Here is a 21,330-nt window from a genome sequence, read left to right on the forward strand (position 1 = left end):
AGGATCCGCTAATCTTATGGACTAAATTGCTGTTGCGATTGAAAGTGTGACGCCGTGCAAATATTCAATGTGGACATTTCTGCCGCACTTATAGACACTTTTGTTACTGCTTATCCGCGCGCGTCGACGGAGAAATCAGGGGCAAAAGCAGAAATTGAGCGGACGTAAAAGCGGCGTGATGCTTTTTAGATCTTCTCGCAGCCCGTTTTTATACTGCTTTTATCGATATGGACAATTGGTTTCCTTTAAGACTGCCGGGAGTACTGAATCTATGGCCGAAACGCAAAGCGATCCCCTGCTGCCGGGCTACTCGTTTAACGCCCATCTGGTGGCGGGATTGACCCCTATCGAGGCGGAGGGGTATCTCGATTTTTACGTTGACCGACCGCTGGGAATGAAAGGGTTTATTCTCAACCTCACCGTGCGGGGCGAGGGGGTAATCAAGAACGGTGACCAGCAGTTTATCTGCCGGCCCGGCGACATGCTGCTGTTCCCGCCGGGCGAAATTCACCACTACGGCCGCCATCCGGATGCCAAAGAGTGGTATCACCAGTGGGTCTACTTCCGCCCGCGCGCCTACTGGCAGGAGTGGCTGTCGTGGCCCGCGATATTTGCCCATACCGGTTTTTACCGTCCTGACGACGGGCATCAGGCGCTGTTTCGCGAGCTTTTTGCGCAGATTATCGAGGCGGGGCAGGCGGGAGGGCGCTACGCCGAGCACCTGGCCATCAATCTGCTCGAGCAGGTGCTGCTGCGGCGCATGGAGGCGATCAACGAATCGCTGAACCCGCCGCTGGACAACCGCGTGCGCGACGCCTGCCAGTACATCAGCGATCATCTGGCGGACAGCCAGTTTGATATCGCCAGCGTCGCCCAGCACGTGTGCCTGTCGCCGTCCCGCCTGTCGCACCTGTTCCGCCAGCAACTGGGGGTGAGCGTGCTGAGCTGGCGCGAAGATCAACGAATCAGCCAGGCAAAACTGCTGCTCAGCACCACCCGAATGCCGATTGCCACCGTCGGGCGCAACGTGGGGTTTGAAGATCAGCTCTATTTCTCGCGGGTGTTTAAGAAATGCACCGGCGCCAGCCCGAGCGAATTCCGCGCCGGGTGTGAATAAACGTAAAATCAGACGATCCGGCAGGTGAAGTCGTATAACTGCCAGTAAACTATTCAGACAATTGTTGCCTTGACGCGGTGAGGGCCTGTTAGCAGAATCCCAGCTTCGTTTTCTGACCGGAATAGTTATGCAGGCATTGCTGGAACACTTTATTACCCAGTCCGTTATGTACTCGCTCATCGCCGTGGCGCTGGTGGCGTTTCTTGAATCGCTGGCGCTTGTCGGACTGATTTTACCCGGCACCGTGATGATGGCGGGGCTTGGCGCGCTGATCGGCAGCGGCGAGGTCAATTTCTGGCAGGCGTGGCTCGCGGGTATCGTCGGCTGTCTGCTGGGCGACTGGATCTCCTTCTGGCTGGGCTGGCGCTTTAAAAAGCCGCTGCACCGCTGGTCATTCATGAAAAAGAACAAAGCGCTGCTGGATAAAACCGAGCACGCGCTGCATCAGCACAGCATGTTCACCATCCTCGTGGGGCGTTTCGTCGGCCCGACCCGTCCGCTGGTGCCGATGGTGGCGGGGATGCTGGATCTGCCCGTCGCGAAATTCGTGGTTCCCAATATCATCGGCTGCGTCTTCTGGCCGCCGTTTTACTTCCTGCCGGGGATCCTCGCGGGCGCGGCTATCGATATTCCTGCCGGAATGCAGAGCGGCGAGTTTAAGTGGCTGCTGCTGGCAACCGCGCTACTGCTGTGGATAGCGGCATGGCTGTGCTGGCGGCTATGGCGAAGCGCGAAAGCGTCCGTCGATCGTCTGACGCGTTTTCTCCCGCGCGCGCGTTTGCTGTGGCTTGCCCCGCTGACGCTGGGCGTCGCGGTGGTGGCGCTGGTGGCGCTGATTCGCCATCCGCTGATGCCGGTGTATGGGGAGATTTTATTGAAGGTGGTGAGCCGATAGGGGGCTCCCGGACACTGGAGTCGCTGAAACAGTTCCCTCTCCCCGTGGGAGAGGGCCAGGGTGAGGGCATCAGCCCGCACGGATCCCCAACAGCGCAGACGCCTCCGCTTTCCCACTCAGCAGCGCCTCCGTTTCCCCATCCCATACAATACGTCCCTCTGCGATCACCACCGATCGCGGGGCGATACGGGCCGCGTCTTCAATGCTGTGCGACACCATCAGCATGGTCAGCCGCTGGCGCTCGCAGACGTCTTTCACCAGCGCCAGCATCTCCTGACGCAGTGCCGGATCGAGCGCGGAGAAAGGCTCATCCAGCAGCAGCACCGGCTGTTCGCGCACCAGACAGCGCGCCAGCGCCACGCGCTGACGCTGGCCGCCTGACAGCGCACCCGGCAGTCGGTCGAGAAGGTCGGTTAACCCCATCTGCACCGCGATGGTGTCCAGCTTCGCGCGCTGGGCCTCGGTCAGCTTCATCCCCGGATTCATACCGAGCGCGATGTTTTGCCGCACGGTCAGGTGGGTAAACAGGTTATTTTCCTGAAACAGCATCGACACCGGGCGACGCGCGGGCGGCGTGTGGGTATGGTCCCGGTTCTCGATCGTCAGGGTGCCGCTCGCCGGTTGCAGAAAACCGGCAATCAGGTTGAGCAACGTACTCTTTCCGGCACCGCTTGGGCCAAGCACGGCAATCATTTCGCCCTGACGCACGGAAAGGGAGAAACGCATCGGCAGATGCTGATAGAGCCAGGTTACATCAATCAGTTTTAACATCGCGTCCCGGAAGTTTTTCGATAACGGTAAAAAGGGCAAAGCAGAGCAGCAGCAGCAGTAGGGCCGTCACCGCGCCGTCCTGGCTGCGGTATGAGCCGATTTGCTGATAAAGCCAGAAGGGCAGCGTGCGGAAATCCTCGTTGCCAAATAGCGCGACCACGCCGAAATCCCCAATCGACAGCACGCTGGCGAAGGCCAGCGCCTGCGCAATCGGGCGCTTCAGGGCGCGTAGCTCCACCACCTTTAGCCGCTGCCAGCCGCGCATGCCCAGCGACTGGCACAGTAAACTGTAGCGGCTGTTCACGTCGCGCATCGGGTTTTCGAGCACCTTGAGCGCGTAGGGAATAGCCATTAAGGCGTTAGTGAAAATCACAATGCCATCGGCGCGCTCGGGCAGGCCGACGGTGCTGTTGAAGAGTAAAAAGAAGCCGGTTGCCAGCACGATGCCGGGCATCGCCAGAATCAGCATGCCCGTCAGTTCCAGAGCCTGCCCGGCTTTGCGTTGCTCGCGGGCGTACAGCTCGCGGCTGCTCCAGAGCAGCATCAGGGTCAGCAGCACGCACAATACCCCGGCTCCGAGAGCGATGCGCAGCGAGGTAAAGGTCGCCTGCCAGAGCACGGGCTGTTGCAGCACCGAAAGCATGTTCAGATTCACCCCATCCACCACCACCGCCAGCAGCGGCGGCAGCAGAAGCAGGAGCGCCAGCGTAATCAGAACGATATCGCTTATCCGACCGTGCAGGCTGTCCTGCGGATCGCGCCAGCCCGCAATGTGGTTATGTCCCACGGGAATCGCTTTGCTTAAGCGCTGGCTCAGCAGCACCAGACCCAGGCAGCAGATCATCTGCACGATCGCCAGCAGCGCCGCGCGGCCCGGATCGTAGTCGTAGCTCAGCGCCTGATAGATAGCCAGCTCGATGGTGGTCGCCTGCGGCCCGCCGCCGAGAGAGAGCACGGTGGCGAAGCTGGCAAAGCAGAGCATAAAGATCAGCGCGGCGACCGGGGGAATTTGTCGGCGCAGCCACGGCCATTCAACGAAGCGGAAGAACGACCAGCCGCGCATATCCAGCTGGGCGGCAAGCTGACGCTGCTCGCCGGGAATGCTTTCCAGCGCCTGTAAAAAGAGGCGCGTCGCCATCGGCATATTGAAAAAGACGTGTGCCAGCAGAATGCCTTTCAGCCCGTAGGGAGAGAAATTCCACTCCAGGCCGAGCAGGGCAAAGAGCGAGGCCAGCCAGCCCTGACGCCCGTAAACGCTCAAAATACCGAACACCGCCACCAGCACCGGGAGGATCAGCGTCATGGCGCACAGGCGCAGTAACGCCTGTCTGCCGGGGAAGCGTCTGCGGTAAAGGGCGCGGGCGAGGAAGATGGCGGGCACCACCGACAGCAGCGCCGAGAGAAACGCCTGCCAGAACGAGAAACGGATCACGTGCCACAGGTAGCTGTCGTGCCAGAGCGCGAGCAGATCGCTATCCGGCGCGTTAAGCCACAGCGCCAGAAATGCCCCCAGGCTGACCGCCACCATCAGAACGGCGGCGAGCAGTCCGGGGAGCAGCCAGCCGGGGATCAGCGGCTGACGGCGCGTTGCCATTCACTTACCCATGCGGCGCGCTGTGCGGCCACCTGCTGCGGCGTAAACTCCAGCGAGGTCTGCGGTTTTGTCAGCTTTTCAAAGCCTGCTGGCAGCGCAACGTCGGTGACCGGGTACATCCAGTTGCCGGTCGGGATAGCGTTCTGGAACGCCGGGGAGACCATAAACTTCAGGAACTTCTCTGCCAGCTCAGGCTGTTTGCTGGCGGCGGTGCGCGCAGCGACTTCCACCTGAAGGTAATGACCTTCCGCGAAATTGGCCGCCGCGTAGTTATCTTTCTTCTCGGCAATAATGTGGTAGGCCGGGGAGGTGGTGTAGCTCAGCACCAGATCGCTCTCCCCTTTGAGGAACAGGCCGTAGGCTTCGCTCCAGCCTTTGGTCACGGTGACGGTTTTCGCCGCCAGCTTCTGCCAGGCTTCCGGCGCTTTATCGCCGTACACTTTTTGCATCCACAGCAGCAGGCCGAGGCCCGGGGTGCTGGTGCGCGGATCTTCATAAATGACGCGCCACTTCTGTTCGCCTTCGACCAGTTCTTTCAGGCTTTTTGGCGGGTTTTTCAGCTTGTTCTTGTCATAAACAAACGCAAAGTAGCCGTAGTCGAACGGCACGAAGGTGTCATTCTTCCAGCCGCCGGGCACCTTAACGGCATCCGCCGCGACGCCGCTTTTAGCGAACAGTTTCGTCTGCGAGGCCGCATCCAGCAGGTTGTTATCGAGACCAAGCACCACGTCGGCTTTGCTGTTTTTGCCTTCCATGCGCAGACGGTTGAGCAGCGAAACGCCGTCTTCCAGCGCCACGAACTTCAGCTCGCAGTTGCAGTCGGCTTCAAAGGCTTTTTTCACCACCGGGCCAGGGCCCCAGTCGGCAGAAAAGGAGTCGTAGGTGTAGACCGTCAGAACGGGTTTCGCAAAAGCAGGCAGCGCAAACAGCGCCAGCAGGGGAAGAACTATTTTTAACACTTTGCACCTCAAAGTTGAGTGGCAAAGGATTTTGAGAGACAGCCTCAAATCCCTTCGCCGGCGTTATCCGGATCAGGTTCGACGGGTATTATCTCAGCGCACATCAGTGATGCAGCACCCCGTTGAGAACGACAGTATTGTAATGATTTGGTGAATATTGCGAAAGCATTATGGCTCCGGCGGCGCAAACCAGGCGGATTTAAAATCAAACCAGCCGAGGGTATTCATCCGCAGGCCGCGCATACTGCGCTGGCCCTGGATCATCAGCCAGTGGTGGATCAGCGGCACAATTGACTGTTCCGCCAGCAGCTGCTGGCACCACACGGCCAGGTTCATCTCCCCCGCGCGCCACTGCGTGGCATCCTGCTGCCAGTCCCGTTCAATACAGTGCTGAATGAGCGGCACTTCATACAGGTGCGAAAACAGGGAGAAATCGAGCGGCAGGGTAAAGTTAGCACTGTTCAGCCAGATATCGCTGACCTCGTCGCCACGGTGCCAGTCGTCGTAATCCATCTCCCGGATCTCCAGCGTTACCCCCACCGCGGCGAGGAGTCTGGACATGATCCTGGCGATAAAACGGTGCTCGACATGTTCGCGGTAGTAGCTAAGGGTGATGGACTCCAGCCCGGCCGGCTTTTCGCACTGCTGCGGATGGGCGTGGTGCCAGCGGGGCAGCAGGCCGTAAGCCGGGAACCAGTAGGTTTGGTACTGCTCTTCCGCGTGATAAATCAGGTTTGCCGGTGCGAGAATGTGGCTTATCCACTTTCGCACCTCCCTGTTTGCCCCGCGATGGGTGCGGCTGTCAAACAGCAGATAGTAACAGCCCTCTTCAAGACGGCTCTCCACCGCCTTTTCGCCGCGCGTTGGTCCTTCAAGCGTCAGTCCGACGCTCAGCTCTTCGTTGATATCCGGCAGAACCCAGACGTTAACTTCGTCGATCAGGGCGCGATAACCAAAGTAGTCGTCGAACGCGCGGATCTTAAGCTGATTATTGTTATTGCGCGCCACCGAATAGGGCCCGGTGCCAATCGGCACGCTGGCGAAGTTGGCCATGGAGTGCCATTCGGCAGGCAAAATCATTGACGGGACATATCCCAGCAGCCACGGCAGCCATTTGTCCGGCTGCGACAGTTCGATGTCCAGCGTCCAGGCGGTGGGAGAGTGGATACGCACGATATGCGAATAGAGCGGCAGCCTGCGGGCGCGCTCCAGAGTGGCGATCGCGTCGCTCATCTCCAGCTCGCGGCCGTGATGGAAATGAATGCCGGGGCGTAAGAAGAAGCGCCAGTGCAGGGGGGAAATTTGCTGCCAGTGGTGGGCGATATCCGCTTCCAGTTCCCCGTTTTCCTCATTTATGCGCGTCAGCCCGCTGAAGATCTGCCGCGCCATGTGGGTTTCAGAGCGGCGTAAGGCGCTGCCGGGCAACAGGTTTTTCATCGGACGGTAATAGACAACCCGCAGGATGTGCCGCCCCTGACGGAAGCTTCTGCCGAGGTGCGACACCAGCATCTGCCGAACGGCGGCCTTATCGCCGACAAGCTGAACCAGCTGATCGATTCGATCCTGCTCAAGAAGATCTTCCGCCCGCTGCTGCTGTAGCGCCAGCCCGGTGTAGAGGAAGGTCAGACGCGAGCGCTTGCCGCGTCCTGCTTCCGCCTCCCAGCTTAGCCAGCCCTGCTGCTGCATGGTGTTGAGCAGGGTGCGCATGTGGCGGCGCGAGCAGTTCAGCAGCTCGGCCAGCTCGTTCAGCGTGGTTTCCTGCGACTGCCCTTCGCAGCACTGCCAGAGGCGGATAAATTGTTGTTGCAGACGACCAGAGGGCATAAAAGAGGAACTCCTGACAAAAAATCAGCAATTTATTAATCCCTATATTAGGCCAATAATTCTTCCCGATGAAGCGAGGAGGTAAATTATGAAGAGGTCAACCGCACGTCAGTTTTACCAACGCTATTTTTCAGCGACAAAGGGAGTGTCCTGGCTGGCCCGCCAGTCTGCTGAGCAGCGGCTGAAAATGCTGGAAGATCTGATGCAGTGGGATGTTACGAATCCGACCTCTTCTCGCTAACTCGCCTCGATCATGTGTGACTGAGTATTGGTGCTAATCACCGGCCAGCAAAATGTTTTTGCTGGCTTTTTTCGTTTAGTATTCCTGCCCATATCGAACGGCTTTCACAAGGATTTTGTATGCTCTGGTTGATGACGATGGGTCGCCGCCTGAACGGCGTGTACGCCGCTTTTATGCTGGTGGCCTTTATGATGGGCGTGGCCGGGGCGCTACAGGCACCCACCCTGAGCCTGTTTCTGAGCCGTGAGGTCGGCGCGCAGCCGTTCTGGGTCGGCCTGTTTTATACCGTCAACGCCATCGCCGGGATCCTGGTTAGCCTGTGGCTGGCAAAGCGTTCCGACAGCCAGGGCGATCGCCGCAAACTGATCCTCTTTTGCTGTGCGATGGCAATTGGTAACGCCCTGTTATTCGCCTTCAACCGCCACTATATGACGCTGCTTACCTGCGGCGTGCTGCTGGCATCGCTGGCGAATACCGCCATGCCGCAGCTTTTCGCCCTGGCGCGTGAATACGCGGATAACTCTGCGCGGGAAGTGGTGATGTTCAGCTCGGTGATGCGTGCCCAGCTTTCGCTGGCGTGGGTGATTGGCCCGCCGCTGGCGTTTATGCTGGCGCTGAATTACGGCTTTACGATGATGTTCAGCATCGCGGCGGGGATCTTCGTCATCAGTCTGGCATTGATAGCGTTTGCGCTGCCGTCGGTGGCGCGGGTCGAGCAAACGACGGATAAGCCGTTAACCGAGGTGAGCGGCTGGAAGGACAAAAACGTCCGCATGTTGTTTATCGCCTCCACGCTGATGTGGACCTGCAACACCATGTACATCATTGATATGCCGCTGTGGATCAGCAGCACGCTGGGCCTGCCGGATAAGCTGGCCGGTATTTTAATGGGCACCGCCGCAGGGCTTGAGATCCCGGCGATGATCCTGGCGGGCTATTACGTTAAGCGCTTCGGCAAGCGCGCGATGATGATCGTCGCGGTGGGGGCTGGAGTGTTGTTCTATCTGGGGCTGATTTTCTTCCATACACGCGAGGCGCTGCTGGCGTTGCAGCTGTTTAATGCCGTGTTTATCGGGATTGTCGCGGGGATCGGGATGCTCTGGTTCCAGGACCTGATGCCCGGACGCGCCGGATCGGCCACGACGCTGTTTACCAACAGTATCTCCACCGGCGTGATTCTGGCGGGGGTTATTCAGGGGGCGCTGGCGCAGAGTTACGGGCACCCGTCGGTTTACTGGGTGATTGCGGCGATTTCGCTGGTGACGCTGGCGCTGACGTGTCGTGTGAAAGATATCTGATAAAAAAAAGGCCCGCAGCAGGCGGGCCCGTTTCATTTAGCCCATAAACGCAGGCTGTTTATTCTCGTAGGCGGAAATCGCCTCTTCGTGCTGCAACGTCAAGCCAATGCTGTCCAGGCCGTTCAACATGCAGTGGCGGCGGAAGGCATCAATGCTGAAGCTGTAGCTTTTATCTCCGGCTTTGACGACTTCGGCTTCCAGATCCACTTCAAACGAAATGCCCGGATTGGCCTGAACCAGGGCGAACAGTTCGTCGACCTGCTCATCACTGAGCGTGACGGGCAGCAGCTGGTTGTTAAAGCTGTTGCCATAGAAAATATCGGCAAAGCTCGGTGCAATAACCACCTTAAAGCCGTAGTCGGTCAACGCCCACGGTGCGTGTTCACGCGATGAACCACAGCCAAAGTTTTCCCGCGCCAGCAGAATCGATGCGCCTTTAAATTCCGGGAAGTTCAGCACGAACTCGGGATTAGGCACCTCGCCTTTGTCATCCAGAAAACGCCAGTCGTTAAACAGGTGCGCGCCAAAACCGGTGCGGGTTACCTTCTGTAAAAACTGCTTAGGAATGATTGCGTCGGTATCGACGTTGGCCGCGTCCAGAGGGACAACCAGGCCCGTATGTTGGGTAAATTTCTCTGCCATGATTGTCTCCTTATTTCAGGCTGCGAATGTCGGCGAAATGGCCGGATACTGCCGCAGCGGCGGCCATTGCCGGGCTGACCAGGTGGGTACGCCCACCGCGGCCCTGACGGCCTTCAAAGTTACGGTTACTGGTGGAGGCGCAACGCTCGCCCGGGTTCAGGCGGTCATTGTTCATCGCCAGGCACATGGAGCAGCCAGGCAAGCGCCACTCGAAACCGGCTTCGATAAAGATCTTATCCAGGCCTTCCGCTTCTGCCTGGGCTTTCACCGGGCCGGAGCCAGGTACCACCAGCGCCTGCACGCCCGGAGCCACTTTACGGCCTTTGGCGATTTCCGCGGCGGCACGCAGATCTTCAATGCGGGAGTTAGTGCAGGAGCCGATAAAGACCTTATCAATCGCGACATCGGTCAACGGCACGCCCGGCTTCAGCCCCATGTAGGCTAAGGCTTTTTCCGCGCTGGCGCGTTCAACCGGATCGGCGAACGAGGCCGGATCGGGAATGCTGTCGTTAACGGAAATGACCTGACCCGGGTTCGTGCCCCAGGTCACCTGCGGGGCGATCTCTTCTGCCTGCAAGGTAACGACGGTATCAAATGCGGCGCCTTCATCGGTGCTCAGGGTTTTCCAGTACGCGACGGCATCGGCAAAATCCTGGCCTTTTGGCGCGTGCAAACGGCCCTTCACGTAGTTGAAGGTGGTGTCGTCAGGCGCAACCAGGCCCGCTTTTGCACCCATCTCAATCGCCATGTTGCACAGGGTCATACGGCCTTCCATGCTCAGGTCGCGGATCGCGTCGCCGCAAAACTCAACGACGTGCCCGGTACCGCCCGCGCTACCGGTTTTGCCGATAATCGCCAGCACGATATCTTTCGCCGTAATGCCCGGGGCCGCTTTGCCCTTCACTTCAATCTTCATGGTTTTGGCACGGCCCTGCTTCAGGGTCTGCGTAGCCAGAACGTGTTCAACTTCTGAGGTGCCAATCCCAAACGCCAGTGCGCCAAATGCGCCGTGGGTTGCGGTGTGCGAGTCGCCGCAGACAATGGTCATTCCCGGCAGGGTAATGCCCTGTTCAGGCCCCATGACGTGAACAATGCCCTGATACGGGTGGTTCAGGTCATACAGCTCAACGCCGAACTCGTTGCAGTTCTTGATGAGTTCCTGCATCTGGATACGCGCCATCTCACCCGACGCATTAATGTCTTTGGTTTGGGTGGATACGTTGTGATCCATGGTCGCGAAGGTTTTACCCGGCTGACGAACCGGACGCTTGTGCGCGCGCAGGCCGTCAAACGCCTGTGGAGAGGTGACTTCGTGAACCAGGTGGCGGTCGATATAGAGCAGCGGGGTTTCATTGGCAGCTTCATACACCACGTGCGCATCAAACAACTTTTCGTATAACGTCTTCGCCATGATTACACCCCTTCAGCGACATAGCGGGCAATGATGTCGCCCATTTCATCGGTACTGACTGCCGCCGTGCCGCGCGCTAAATCGCCGGTACGGATGCCTTCTTCTAACGCACGGTTAATGGCGTTTTCAATCGCCGTTGCGGCATCGCCCGCATCCAGGCTGTAACGCAGCAGCAGAGCCAGGGAGAGGATCTGCGCAATCGGGTTCGCGATGTTTTTACCTGCGATGTCCGGTGCGGAGCCGCCGGCCGGTTCATACAGACCGAAGCCTTCTTCGTTCAGGCTCGCCGAGGGCAACATGCCCATGGAGCCGGTGATCATCGCGCACTCGTCCGACAAAATATCGCCGAACAGGTTGGAGCACAGCAGCACGTCGAACTGGGACGGATCTTTAATCAGCTGCATGGTCGCGTTGTCGATATACATGTGCGACAGCTCTACGTCCGGGTACTGTTTGGCGATTTCGCCAACGATTTCGCGCCACAAAATCGAGGACTGCAACACGTTCGCTTTATCGATCGAGGTCACCTTGTGGCGGCGTTTGCGCGCGGACTCAAAGGCGATATGCGCAATGCGTTCGATCTCAAAACGGTGATAAACCTCGGTATCAAACGCTTTTTCATGCTGGCCGCTACCTTCGCGGCCTTTCGGCTGACCGAAGTAGATGCCGCCGGTCAGCTCGCGAACGCACAGAATGTCGAAGCCGTTAGCGGCGATATCGGCGCGCAGCGGGCAGAACTCTTCCAGGCCCTGATACAGCTTCGCCGGACGCAGGTTGCTGAACAGCTTAAAGTGCTTACGCAGCGGCAGCAGCGCGCCGCGCTCTGGCTGCTCTGCCGGTGGCAGATGTTCCCATTTCGGGCCGCCCACGGAGCCAAACAGCACCGCATCCGCATTTTCGCAGCCTTCAACGGTCGCTTTCGGCAGCGGCGTGCCGTGGTTATCAATCGCGACCCCGCCAACGTCGTAGTGGCTGGTGGTAATTTTCATCGCAAAACGCGTACGAACGGCTTCCAGTACTTTCAATGCCTGCGCCATCACTTCCGGGCCAATTCCGTCACCCGGCAACACAGCAATATGGTAATTCTTCGACATTACACGGTTTCCTTGTTGTTCTCTTTATTCTGAGCTTTGCGTTGCAACTCTTTTTCGACTTCGGCGGCGCGCCAGATGTTATTCAGCACGTGAACCATCGCTTTTGCGGAGGACTCGACGATGTCGGTCGCCAGACCCACGCCGTGGAAGCGGCGGCCGTTGTAATTGACCACGATATCCACCTGACCCAGCGCGTTCTTGCCCTGGCCTTTGGCGGTCAGGTCATACTTAATCAGCTCGACGTCGTAATCGGTCACGCGATTAATGGCCTGATAAATGGCATCGACCGGGCCGTTACCGTTGGCGGCTTCGGCTTTCACCTCTTCACCACACACCAGCTTGACGGACGCCGTGGCGATATCGCTGGAGCCGGACTGAACGCTGAAGTAATCCAGGCGGAAATGCTCTGGCTCTTCCTGCTGCTTGTTGATGAACGCCAGGGCTTCCAGGTCGTAGTCGAAGACCTGGCCTTTTTTATCGGCCAGCTTCAGGAACGCGTCGTACAGCTGATCCATGTTGTAGTCGCTGTCTTTGTAGCCCATCTCTTCCATGCGATGTTTTACCGCCGCGCGGCCGGAACGGGAGGTCAGGTTCAACTGCACCTGGTTCAGACCGATAGATTCCGGGGTCATGATTTCGTAGTTTTCGCGATTCTTCAGCACGCCGTCCTGGTGAATGCCGGAGGAGTGGGCAAACGCGCCGGTGCCGACAATCGCTTTGTTCGCCGGGATCGGCATGTTGCAGATCTGGCTGACGGTCTGGCTGGTACGCCAGATTTCGTTGTGATTAATGCGCGTGTTGACGTTCATGATGTCTTTACGCACCTTGATCGCCATGATCACCTCTTCCAGCGAACAGTTACCCGCACGTTCGCCGATACCGTTCATCGCGCCTTCAACCTGACGAGCACCGGCGTGGACGGCGGCGATAGCGTTGCCGACCGCGAGGCCTAAATCGTCGTGGGTATGAACGGAGATAATCGCTTTATCAATGTTAGGGACGCGGTCGTACAGACCGGTAATGATGTTGGAGAACTCAAACGGCATGGTGTAGCCAACGGTATCCGGGATATTGATCGTTGTGGCTCCGGCGTTGATTGCCGCTTCGACGACGCGCGCTAAATCTTCGATTGGCGTGCGGCCCGCATCTTCACAGGAGAATTCCACGTCGTCCGTATAGTTGCGGGCGCGTTTCACCATATACACCGCGCGTTCGATCACCTCGTCCAGCGTGCTGCGCAACTTGGTGGCGATGTGCATCGGTGAGGTGGCAATAAAAGTATGAATACGGAATGCTTCGGCAACTTTCAGCGACTCTGCCGCAACGTCGATATCTTTCTCTACACAGCGCGCCAGGCCGCACACGCGGCTGTTTTTGACGGCGCGAGCGATAGTTTGTACGGATTCAAAATCACCCGGGGAAGAGACCGGGAAACCCACTTCCATCACGTCAACGCCCATACGCTCGAGGGCCAGCGCGATCTGGAGTTTTTCTTTAACGCTCAGGCTTGCCTGTAATGCCTGTTCACCGTCACGCAATGTGGTATCGAAAATAATGACTTGCTGGCTCATGGGTTAGGTCCTTGTCAGTCTTAGGGCGCCTTGCTACGAGCATAAAAAAACCCGCGCAGTGGCGCGGGTTCTTAGTCTTACTGGTGACGATTCAACGCTGAATGTCGCCCGCCAGTCTACCGCGCACAGAGGATGCGTTTAGTAGTAGTAGACCGGTGAAACGATGGCTGCGGATCATGAATCGTGCTCCAGATGAATGCGATATGCTTTTAGTGGTACTGGATACGAAGATTCATGTCAACCCCTGGCGTTAAAAAGGTGACTAATTCAAGGTTGTAAGGGGGAGAGGGATTTAGCTTATTGTGCTGGATTTTAGTTTTGCCAGCAGCGTAATTGTCTTTTATTGGACTATTTATTCACGTGTAGAATAACCTGCAAATACTTCGTATCAGTTGAACATATATTTTGGTTTGACAAAATTTATTATTAAACCCTTTCTAATTCATTAATTTATAAGCAACATGAATGATAGCGGGGGGAATGGTTTTTAGAATATGATATCGGTTTGTTAATGACTTTAAGCAATTTGGCGTTAATAGTTTAATAATACTTAAGTCATCATTAACCAGACAGACGATTGTTTATTTATCAGCTTTATGGTTTCATTCAAACACTAATGTCAGATGTATCATTTAAACTGCATTTTATCTCATCGGGATATGAATCTGAGCGCATTCATTTGTGGATAAGCGTTCTTTATGTATTCTGAATTTTATATATTTCGCTTCCGCTGCTTCTATTTGCATGGTAAATCATATTTTTCGATGTTCTTGCAGCACTTTGTTAAGGGAGTTTAGAGTGACAGTCGAGTTAAATATGTCAAAAAATAATATTAAACAACCTCAAATTCATGATGGGGTTAAACCCCAGTTACGCACAGTAGATCTCAATCTGTTAACCGTGTTTGATGCGGTTATGCAGGAACAGAATATTACTCGGGCGGCTCACTCTCTTGGTATGTCGCAGCCTGCGGTTAGTAACGCGGTCTCCAGGCTGAAGGTGATGTTTAATGATGAATTATTTGTTCGTTACGGACGAGGTATCCAGCCAACGGCGCGTGCTTATCAGCTGTTTGGTTCTATTCGCCAGGCGTTGCAATTAGTTCAGAATGAGCTCCCGGGTTCTGGATTTGAGCCATTGAGCAGTGAGCGTGTTTTTAATCTTTGCGTATGCAGTCCACTAGATAATTATTTGACGTCGGTGATTTACAAGAAAGTCGAAGAGATCGCTCCGAATATTCATCTTGCTTTTAAATCATCCTTAAATCAAAACACCGAGCATCAGCTTCGTTACCAGGAAACTGAGTTTGTTCTGGGATATGAGGAATTCCGTCGTCCTGAATTCTCTTGTGTTCCTCTTTTCAAAGATGAAATGGTGCTGGTTGCCAGTAAAAAACATCCGCGAATGAATTCACCGCTGCGTGAAAGCGATGTATATAACGAGCAGCACGCGGTTGTTTCTCTCGACAGATATGCTTCCTTTAGCCAGCCGTGGTACGACACACCTGATAAGCAGGCGTGTGTTGCCTATCAGGGAATGGCGATGGTGAGCGTTTTAAATATTGTCTCTCAGACGCAACTGGTGGCTATTGCACCGCGTTGGTTAGCTGAGGAGTTTTCAGAACAACTCGATCTCCAGGTATTGCCATTACCGCTGAAACTTAACAGCCGTACTTGCTATCTCTCCTGGCACGAAGCCGCTGGCCGGGATAAAGGCCATCAGTGGATGGAAGAGTTGCTGATCAGTGTTTGCCGTCGATAATTCTGTCGGGATAGATCCCCATAAAAGGTGTGATTTATCCCGCATTTTTTTAACTTAATGCGATTTTATTCTGTTCGCCCTTTTTCTGATTCTATTTCCGCGCTTAAAAATAGATGATTTCCTGATTCCACTCTCTTTTTAGCGATGATTTATTATCGCGTCCTCTTATTCCAGACGAAATCACCATATCCCCTCGTAATACCTACTTTTTCTGCTTTAATCTCCCTCAGCGGACCCTGGTTTGCTAATTGCCTGCCTTATAACGAGCGGTTAAGGTAAACGACACTCTGCACAATATAAGACTGGCTAGCCCGGTCAGAAGACGGCGCTGAAATGAATTCGGCGGACTGTCTATAACAAAAGCCTGGAGGCAAAGCATGGAGATGTTGTCTGGCGCGGAAATGGTCGTTCGATCGCTTATCGATCAGGGCGTGAAGCAAGTATTTGGCTATCCCGGGGGCGCTGTCCTCGATATCTATGATGCACTACATACCGTGGGTGGCATTGACCATGTTCTGGTTCGTCACGAACAGGCCGCTGTACACATGGCTGACGGGCTGGCTCGTGCAACGGGTGAAGTTGGGGTTGTTCTGGTCACATCCGGTCCGGGCGCAACCAACGCGATTACCGGTATCGCAACCGCCTATATGGACTCCATCCCGCTGGTCATCCTCTCCGGGCAGGTGGCGACCTCGCTGATTGGCTACGACGCCTTCCAGGAGTGCGACATGGTGGGGATTTCCCGTCCCGTGGTGAAGCACAGCTTCCTGGTCAAGCAGACTGAAGACATTCCCGGCGTGCTGAAAAAGGCGTTCTGGCTGGCAGCCAGCGGCCGTCCAGGCCCCGTGGTGGTCGATCTGCCAAAAGACATTCTTAATCCTGCGAACAAGTTGCCTTACGTCTGGCCGGACTCGGTCAGTATGCGCTCTTACAATCCCACCACGCAGGGACATAAAGGCCAGATAAAACGCGCTCTTCAGACGTTGCTGGCCGCCAAAAAACCGGTGGTTTACGTCGGTGGCGGCGCAGTGGCGTCAGCCTGTGAAGAGCAGCTTCGCACGCTGATTGAGAAGTTAAATCTGCCCGTGGCCTCCTCGCTGATGGGGCTGGGGGCGTTCCCCGCCACGCATCGTCAGGCGCTCGGCATGTTGGGAATGCACGGCACGTATGAAGCCAACATGACGATGCATAATTCTGACGTGATCTTTGCCGTGGGCGTGCGCTTTGACGATCGTACGACCAACAATCTGGCGAAGTACTGCCCCGATGCCACCGTGCTGCACATTGATATCGACCCAACCTCCATCTCTAAAACCGTCGCTGCGGATGTCCCTATCGTTGGCGATGCGCGTCAGGTTCTGGAGCAGATGCTGGAACTTCTGGCTCAGGAAACGGCGGCGCAGCCCCTGGACGATATTCGCGACTGGTGGCAGCAAATCGAACAGTGGCGCGGCCGTCACTGCCTGAAATACGATACGCAAAGCGAACACATCAAGCCGCAGGCGGTGATTGAAACGCTGTGGCGTCTGACCAAAGGCGAGGCGTATGTCTCCTCTGACGTGGGTCAGCACCAGATGTTTGCAGCCCTCTATTATCCGTTCGACAAACCCCGCCGCTGGATCAACTCCGGTGGTCTGGGCACGATGGGCTTTGGCCTGCCTGCCGCGCTCGGCGTCAAGCTGGCGCTGCCGAACGAAACCGTCGTGTGCGTGACGGGCGATGGCAGTATTCAGATGAACATTCAGGAGCTGTCCACCGCGTTGCAGTACGAGCTGCGGGTGCTGGTGCTCAATCTCAACAACGGCTACCTCGGCATGGTGAAGCAGTGGCAGGATATGATTTACTCTGGCCGCCACTCCCAGTCCTATATGACCTCGCTTCCGGACTTTGTTCGTCTGGCCGAAGCCTATGGTCATGTGGGGATCCGCGTCAGCGACCCGGCAGAGCTGGAAGCAAAACTCGGCGAAGCGCTTGAGCACGTGAAAAACAATCGCCTGGTCTTTATGGATGTCATCGTTGACGGCGCAGAGCACGTCTACCCGATGCATATTCGCGGCGGCGGTATGGACGAAATGTGGTTAAGCAAAACGGAGAGAACCTGATATGCGCCGGATATTATCTGTATTACTGGAAAACGAGTCGGGCGCATTGTCTCGCGTCATCGGACTCTTTGCGCAGCGCGGCTATAACATCGAAAGCCTGACCGTTGCGCCGACGGACGATCCCACGCTTTCACGCATGACCATCCAGACCGTGGGCGATGCTAAAGTGCTGGAGCAGATCGAAAAGCAGCTGCACAAGCTGGTCGACGTTCTGCGCGTGAGCGAGTTAGGGCAGGGGGCTTACGTCGAGCGAGAAGTGATGCTGGTGAAAATTCAGGCCAGCGGCTACGGTCGCGAAGAAGTTAAACGCAGTACGGATATCTTCCGCGGGCAGATCATCGACGTTACTCCTTCTATATATACCGTGCAGCTTGCAGGGACCAGCGACAAGCTGGATGCGTTCCTGGCGTCGATTCGCGATGTCGCAAAAATTGTTGAGGTAGCGCGCTCGGGCGTCGTCGGGCTCTCCCGCGGCGATAAAATCATGCGCTAGCTGTCTAAAAGGTTCGCCTCTTTCTGCCCGGTCACCAAAGCCGGGCTTTTTTTTGCGTAATCGACCGCCAACCCGGATAAAAGCGGTTGCTGCGAAACCTATTCTGCGTTTAGATGTTAAAAGATTTAACCATAACCTTGACAGGGCCATGGACTCATTTCTTTCTTTAAGGGGCAATTGTGAAACTGGATGAAATCGCCCGGCTCGCCGGCGTGTCACGAACTACGGCGAGCTATGTGATTAACGGTAAGGCAAAGCAGTATCGTGTCAGCGATAAAACCGTTGAAAAAGTCATGGCGGTGGTTCGTGAGCATAATTACCATCCGAATGCTGTCGCAGCCGGTTTACGCGCCGGACGTACCCGCTCAATAGGCCTGGTGATCCCCGATCTGGAAAACACCAGCTACACCCGAATCGCTAACTATCTCGAACGTCAGGCTCGCCAGCGCGGTTATCAGCTGCTGATTGCCTGTTCTGAAGATCAGCCCGACAACGAGATGCGCTGCATCGAGCATCTGCTCCAGCGTCAGGTGGATGCGATTATCGTTTCAACCTCTTTACCTCCTGAGCATCCTTTCTACCAGCGCTGGGCCAACGATCCTTTCCCGATTGTCGCCCTCGACCGCGCGCTCGATCGTGAGCACTTCACAAGCGTAGTGGGTGCCGATCAGGACGACGCCGAAATGCTGGCGGCCGAGTTAAGAACCTTCCCGGCGGAAACGGTGCTCTATCTTGGCGCACTGCCGGAGCTTTCCGTCAGCTTCCTGCGCGAGCAGGGGTTCCGCACGGCCTGGAAAGAGGATCCGCGCGAGGTGCATTATCTGTATGCCAACAGCTATGAGCGCGAAGCGGCGGCGCAGCTGTTTGAGAAGTGGCTGGAAACGCACCCGATGCCGCAGGCGTTGTTCACCACCTCTTTCGCCCTGTTGCAGGGGGTGATGGATGTCACCTTGCGCCGCGATGGCAAGCTGCCATCCGATCTGGCGATTGCCACTTTCGGGGATAACGAGCTTCTCGACTTCCTGCAATGTCCGGTTCTGGCCGTTGCCCAGCGTCACCGGGATGTGGCCGAGCGCGTGCTTGAGATTGTCCTGGCAAGCCTTGATGAGCCACGCAAGCCAAAACCGGGCCTGTCGCGTATCAAAAGGAATCTCTATCGCCGTGGAATTCTGAGCCGTCATTAATAAATCAGGCCGTGGGTCGTAGAAACGGCCCATTTTCAGAAAATTATTACAAATTTAATTCCCGTAGAAAAATTAGGATAATTCCGTAAGAAACAGAGCCTGCTATTTATCTTAATTGCTTCTCGCGCTTAAATAGCTCTCAGAACGTCGCAAATCGCTTTTAAAACCCCTTCTTAGAATTATTTTGTTACAAAGGCCGTGCGGTCGATGAATAATCAGACGTTTTTTTTGCTGAGCTGCCACCCCGCGCAAAGGCCTGCACGCTCTGATGTCGTCAGGATGAATCTGGCGCTGTCATCCCCAGAGAATATGTCTTAAAATGCCGCCCGCGTCGCAAACTGACACTTTATATTTCCCTTCGATGATATTGAGTGATTTTTAACGCCCGTGTGCATATTCGTTTTTTTCTTACAAATATTCATGACGTTAATTTTGCCTCGCCAGTTGTTTAGTTATTAATCAGGTCGGCATATATCCACGAATAGCGGGCTTTCGCGTTCGTATGGAGAGAGTCCTGGCTTGACAAGCTTTTCCCTCGCTCCGTAAACTCCTTCAGGTGGGAATTTGTGGGTTAAAGTGGTGAGGAGGGGTGAGGCTGGCATGTTCCGTGGAGCAACGTTAGTCAATCTCGACAGTAAAGGGCGTTTATCGGTTCCAACCCGATACCGCGACCGGCTGATCGAGGACGCTTCAGGTCAAATGGTATGTACCATTGACATCCACCACCCCTGCCTGCTGCTTTACCCCTTGCCTGAATGGGAAATTATCGAGCAAAAGCTGTCGCGACTGTCGAGCATGAACCCGCAGGAACGTCGCGTGCAGCGGCTGTTATTGGGACATGCCAGTGAATGTCAGATGGATACCGCCGGGCGATTACTGATAGCGCCTGTGTTGCGGCAACATGCCGGTCTGACGAAAGAAGTGATGCTGGTCGGCCAGTTCAACAAGTTTGAACTGTGGGATGAAACGACCTGGTATCAACGGGTCAAGGAAGATATCGACGCTGAGCAATCTGATTCCGCATTGTTGTCGGACAGATTGCAGGACTTGTCTCTATAAATATGATGGAAAATTATAAACATACAACGGTGTTGCTGGATGAGGCCGTTAACGGCCTGAATATTCGTCCAGACGGCATCTACATTGATGGCACATTTGGTCGCGGTGGCCACTCGCGCTTGATCCTCTCTCAACTTGGAGCGGAAGGGCAACTGCTGGCAATCGATCGCGATCCGCAGGCGATTGCCGTTGCGCAAACCATCGATGACCCACGCTTTTCCATCGTGCATGGACCTTTCTCTGCGCTGGCGGATTACGTCGCCGAGCGCGGCCTGACGGGCAAGATCGACGGAATCCTTCTCGATCTTGGCGTTTCCTCACCTCAACTTGATGATGCCGAGCGCGGCTTCTCCTTTATGCGTGACGGTCCGCTGGACATGCGTATGGATCCTACGCGCGGCCAGTCTGCCGCGGAATGGCTGCAAACCGCCGACGAAGCGGATATCGCCTGGGTGATCAAAACCTTTGGTGAAGAGCGTTTTGGTAAACGTATCGCCCGCGCCATCGTTGAGCGTAACCGAATTGAACCGATGACCCGCACCAAAGAGCTGGCAGAGGTCATCGCGGCGGCAACGCCGGTCAAAGATAAGCACAAACATCCCGCGACCCGTACCTTCCAGGCGGTGCGCATCTGGGTGAACAGTGAACTGGAGGAAATAGAGCTGGCGCTAAAAAGCTCGCTCGACGTGCTTGCCCCGGGTGGGCGGTTATCCATCATCAGCTTCCATTCGCTGGAAGACCGCATTGTGAAGCGCTTTATGCGTGAGCAGAGTCGCGGTCCACAAGTTCCTGCGGGGCTGCCGATGACGGAAGAACAGCTCAGCAAACTGGGAGGCCGTCAGCTGCGAGCATTAGGCAAGTTGATGCCGGGCGAAGAAGAGGTGGCAGAGAATCCACGCGCCCGTAGTTCAGTGCTGCGAGTAGCAGAAAGGACGAACGCATGATCGGCAGAGTGACAGAGACCCTAAGCAAAGTTAAGGATTCGTTAGGAAGCAACGAGCGCCATGCCTTGCCTGGCGTGATCGGCGACGATCTTTTGCGGTTTGGGAAGCTGCCACTCTGCTTGTTCATTTGCATCATCGTGACGGCAGTAACCGTGGTGACCACGGCTCACCACACTCGTTTATTAACCGCACAACGCGAACAGATGGTTCTGGAACGTGATGCGCTGGATATCGAATGGCGAAATCTGATCCTTGAAGAAAACGCGCTCGGCGATCACAGCCGGGTTGAGCGGATCGCAACGGAAAAGCTGCAATTGCAGCATGTTGATCCTTCTCAGGAAAATATCGTAGTACAAAAATAAGGGATAAC

20 protein-coding genes and 1 riboswitch are annotated in these 21,330 nt (G+C 55.9%); of the genes, 11 read left to right on the forward strand and 9 right to left on the reverse strand.

All coding sequences use genetic code 11. The annotated features are described in order from the left end of the window. The first annotated feature begins 271 nt into the window (after positions 1-271). The gene (araC, locus tag ACSVHP_RS03865) at positions 272-1,117 is read left to right on the forward strand and encodes an arabinose operon transcriptional regulator AraC (protein WP_234673898.1); all 846 of its coding nucleotides are present in this window, start codon (positions 272-274) and stop codon (positions 1,115-1,117) included. 127 nt (positions 1,118-1,244) lie between these two features. Next, positions 1,245-2,012: a DedA family protein gene (locus ACSVHP_RS03870; RefSeq protein WP_417314139.1), complete on the forward strand. Its 768-nt coding sequence runs from the start codon at positions 1,245-1,247 to the stop codon at positions 2,010-2,012. Between the two features lie 69 nt (positions 2,013-2,081). Here ACSVHP_RS03870 and thiQ read toward each other — a convergent pair whose 3' ends face one another. From thiQ to sgrR, 4 genes are all read right to left on the reverse strand, one after another. Continuing rightward, positions 2,082-2,783, reverse strand: coding sequence for a thiamine ABC transporter ATP-binding protein ThiQ (thiQ, locus tag ACSVHP_RS03875; RefSeq protein WP_447551041.1), 702 nt, complete (start codon positions 2,781-2,783; stop codon positions 2,082-2,084). Then, positions 2,767-4,377: a thiamine/thiamine pyrophosphate ABC transporter permease ThiP gene (thiP, locus tag ACSVHP_RS03880; protein WP_447551042.1), complete on the reverse strand. Its 1,611-nt coding sequence runs from the start codon at positions 4,375-4,377 to the stop codon at positions 2,767-2,769. Before thiP ends, thiQ begins: the two co-directional genes overlap by 17 nt. Beyond that, the gene (thiB, locus tag ACSVHP_RS03885; protein ID WP_447551043.1) at positions 4,353-5,336 is read right to left on the reverse strand and encodes a thiamine ABC transporter substrate binding subunit; all 984 of its coding nucleotides are present in this window, start codon (positions 5,334-5,336) and stop codon (positions 4,353-4,355) included. Before thiB ends, thiP begins: the two co-directional genes overlap by 25 nt. A gap of 31 nt (positions 5,337-5,367) precedes the next feature. Further along, a riboswitch (TPP riboswitch) is annotated at positions 5,368-5,468 on the reverse strand. Positions 5,469-5,504: 36 nt separating this feature from the next. Next, positions 5,505-7,160, reverse strand: coding sequence for an HTH-type transcriptional regulator SgrR (gene sgrR, locus ACSVHP_RS03890; RefSeq protein WP_447551044.1), 1,656 nt, complete (start codon positions 7,158-7,160; stop codon positions 5,505-5,507). An 88-nt stretch (positions 7,161-7,248) separates the two neighbouring features. On the opposite strand from sgrR, the gene sgrT reads away from it, so the two are divergent. Then, positions 7,249-7,401, forward strand: a complete 153-nt coding sequence (sgrT, locus tag ACSVHP_RS03895) for a glucose uptake inhibitor SgrT (RefSeq protein WP_417315895.1) — start codon at positions 7,249-7,251, stop codon at positions 7,399-7,401. A gap of 119 nt (positions 7,402-7,520) precedes the next feature. Further along, entirely contained in the window at positions 7,521-8,699 is a 1,179-nt protein-coding gene (locus ACSVHP_RS03900; protein WP_447551045.1) for a sugar efflux transporter, read from the forward strand. Between the two features lie 36 nt (positions 8,700-8,735). Here the strand turns inward: ACSVHP_RS03900 and leuD are convergent, their stop codons facing one another. The 5 genes from leuD to leuL form a co-directional block, all read right to left on the reverse strand. Continuing rightward, on the reverse strand, positions 8,736-9,341 hold the full coding sequence (gene leuD, locus ACSVHP_RS03905) for a 3-isopropylmalate dehydratase small subunit (protein ID WP_417315891.1): 606 nt from the start codon (positions 9,339-9,341) through the stop codon (positions 8,736-8,738). 10 nt (positions 9,342-9,351) lie between these two features. After that, complete coding sequence (gene leuC, locus ACSVHP_RS03910) at positions 9,352-10,752, reverse strand: 3-isopropylmalate dehydratase large subunit (protein WP_234672414.1); 1,401 nt, start codon at positions 10,750-10,752, stop codon at positions 9,352-9,354. Between the two features lie 2 nt (positions 10,753-10,754). Further along, positions 10,755-11,846 (reverse strand): 3-isopropylmalate dehydrogenase, encoded by a 1,092-nt coding sequence (gene leuB / locus ACSVHP_RS03915; protein WP_234672416.1) that lies wholly within the window; start codon positions 11,844-11,846, stop codon positions 10,755-10,757. Beyond that, positions 11,846-13,417: a 2-isopropylmalate synthase gene (gene leuA / locus ACSVHP_RS03920; protein ID WP_234672418.1), complete on the reverse strand. Its 1,572-nt coding sequence runs from the start codon at positions 13,415-13,417 to the stop codon at positions 11,846-11,848. The genes leuB and leuA overlap by 1 nt, the downstream gene beginning before the upstream one ends. Positions 13,418-13,508: 91 nt before the next feature. Continuing rightward, positions 13,509-13,595, reverse strand: a complete 87-nt coding sequence (leuL, locus tag ACSVHP_RS03925; protein ID WP_417315905.1) for a leu operon leader peptide — start codon at positions 13,593-13,595, stop codon at positions 13,509-13,511. A 638-nt stretch (positions 13,596-14,233) separates the two neighbouring features. Between leuL and leuO the strand changes: the two genes are divergently transcribed. The 7 genes from leuO to ftsL all read left to right on the forward strand — a co-directional run bounded on the left by leuO (position 14,234) and on the right by ftsL (position 21,322). Continuing rightward, complete coding sequence (leuO, locus tag ACSVHP_RS03930) at positions 14,234-15,178, forward strand: transcriptional regulator LeuO (protein WP_234672556.1); 945 nt, start codon at positions 14,234-14,236, stop codon at positions 15,176-15,178. Between the two features lie 377 nt (positions 15,179-15,555). Continuing rightward, positions 15,556-17,280, forward strand: a complete 1,725-nt coding sequence (ilvI, locus tag ACSVHP_RS03935) for an acetolactate synthase 3 large subunit (protein ID WP_447551046.1) — start codon at positions 15,556-15,558, stop codon at positions 17,278-17,280. 1 nt (position 17,281) lies between these two features. Continuing rightward, positions 17,282-17,773, forward strand: a complete 492-nt coding sequence (gene ilvN, locus ACSVHP_RS03940) for an acetolactate synthase small subunit (protein ID WP_234672422.1) — start codon at positions 17,282-17,284, stop codon at positions 17,771-17,773. 179 nt (positions 17,774-17,952) lie between these two features. Next, complete coding sequence (gene cra, locus ACSVHP_RS03945; protein WP_234672423.1) at positions 17,953-18,957, forward strand: catabolite repressor/activator; 1,005 nt, start codon at positions 17,953-17,955, stop codon at positions 18,955-18,957. A 600-nt stretch (positions 18,958-19,557) separates the two neighbouring features. Then, positions 19,558-20,016: a division/cell wall cluster transcriptional repressor MraZ gene (mraZ, locus tag ACSVHP_RS03950; protein ID WP_417316530.1), complete on the forward strand. Its 459-nt coding sequence runs from the start codon at positions 19,558-19,560 to the stop codon at positions 20,014-20,016. 2 nt (positions 20,017-20,018) lie between these two features. Further along, the gene (gene rsmH / locus ACSVHP_RS03955; RefSeq protein WP_447551047.1) at positions 20,019-20,960 is read left to right on the forward strand and encodes a 16S rRNA (cytosine(1402)-N(4))-methyltransferase RsmH; all 942 of its coding nucleotides are present in this window, start codon (positions 20,019-20,021) and stop codon (positions 20,958-20,960) included. Next, the gene (ftsL, locus tag ACSVHP_RS03960) at positions 20,957-21,322 is read left to right on the forward strand and encodes a cell division protein FtsL (RefSeq protein ID WP_008501989.1); all 366 of its coding nucleotides are present in this window, start codon (positions 20,957-20,959) and stop codon (positions 21,320-21,322) included. Before rsmH ends, ftsL begins: the two co-directional genes overlap by 4 nt. Positions 21,323-21,330: the final 8 nt, after the last annotated feature.

It is taken from the genome of Enterobacter sp. 186315 (assembly GCF_053290175.1).

Bases quoted from the DNA above. Each gene is read 5' to 3' on its own strand.
- araC (WP_234673898.1), top strand. From the start codon at position 272: ATGGCCGAAACGCAAAGCGATCCCCTGCTGCCGGGCTACTCGTTTAAC.
- ftsL (WP_008501989.1), top strand. From the start codon at position 20,957: ATGATCGGCAGAGTGACAGAGACCCTAAGCAAAGTTAAGGATTCGTTA.
- sgrT (WP_417315895.1), top strand. From the start codon at position 7,249: ATGAAGAGGTCAACCGCACGTCAGTTTTACCAACGCTATTTTTCAGCG.
- mraZ (WP_417316530.1), top strand. From the start codon at position 19,558: ATGTTCCGTGGAGCAACGTTAGTCAATCTCGACAGTAAAGGGCGTTTA.
- sgrR (WP_447551044.1), bottom strand. From the start codon at position 7,160: ATGCCCTCTGGTCGTCTGCAACAACAATTTATCCGCCTCTGGCAGTGC.
- ilvN (WP_234672422.1), top strand. From the start codon at position 17,282: ATGCGCCGGATATTATCTGTATTACTGGAAAACGAGTCGGGCGCATTG.
- ilvI (WP_447551046.1), top strand. From the start codon at position 15,556: ATGGAGATGTTGTCTGGCGCGGAAATGGTCGTTCGATCGCTTATCGAT.
- thiP (WP_447551042.1), bottom strand. From the start codon at position 4,377: ATGGCAACGCGCCGTCAGCCGCTGATCCCCGGCTGGCTGCTCCCCGGA.
- leuL (WP_417315905.1), bottom strand. From the start codon at position 13,595: ATGATCCGCAGCCATCGTTTCACCGGTCTACTACTACTAAACGCATCC.
- leuB (WP_234672416.1), bottom strand. From the start codon at position 11,846: ATGTCGAAGAATTACCATATTGCTGTGTTGCCGGGTGACGGAATTGGC.
- thiQ (WP_447551041.1), bottom strand. From the start codon at position 2,783: ATGTTAAAACTGATTGATGTAACCTGGCTCTATCAGCATCTGCCGATG.
- rsmH (WP_447551047.1), top strand. From the start codon at position 20,019: ATGATGGAAAATTATAAACATACAACGGTGTTGCTGGATGAGGCCGTT.
- ACSVHP_RS03870 (WP_417314139.1), top strand. From the start codon at position 1,245: ATGCAGGCATTGCTGGAACACTTTATTACCCAGTCCGTTATGTACTCG.
- leuC (WP_234672414.1), bottom strand. From the start codon at position 10,752: ATGGCGAAGACGTTATACGAAAAGTTGTTTGATGCGCACGTGGTGTAT.
- ACSVHP_RS03900 (WP_447551045.1), top strand. From the start codon at position 7,521: ATGCTCTGGTTGATGACGATGGGTCGCCGCCTGAACGGCGTGTACGCC.
- leuO (WP_234672556.1), top strand. From the start codon at position 14,234: ATGTCAAAAAATAATATTAAACAACCTCAAATTCATGATGGGGTTAAA.
- leuD (WP_417315891.1), bottom strand. From the start codon at position 9,341: ATGGCAGAGAAATTTACCCAACATACGGGCCTGGTTGTCCCTCTGGAC.
- leuA (WP_234672418.1), bottom strand. From the start codon at position 13,417: ATGAGCCAGCAAGTCATTATTTTCGATACCACATTGCGTGACGGTGAA.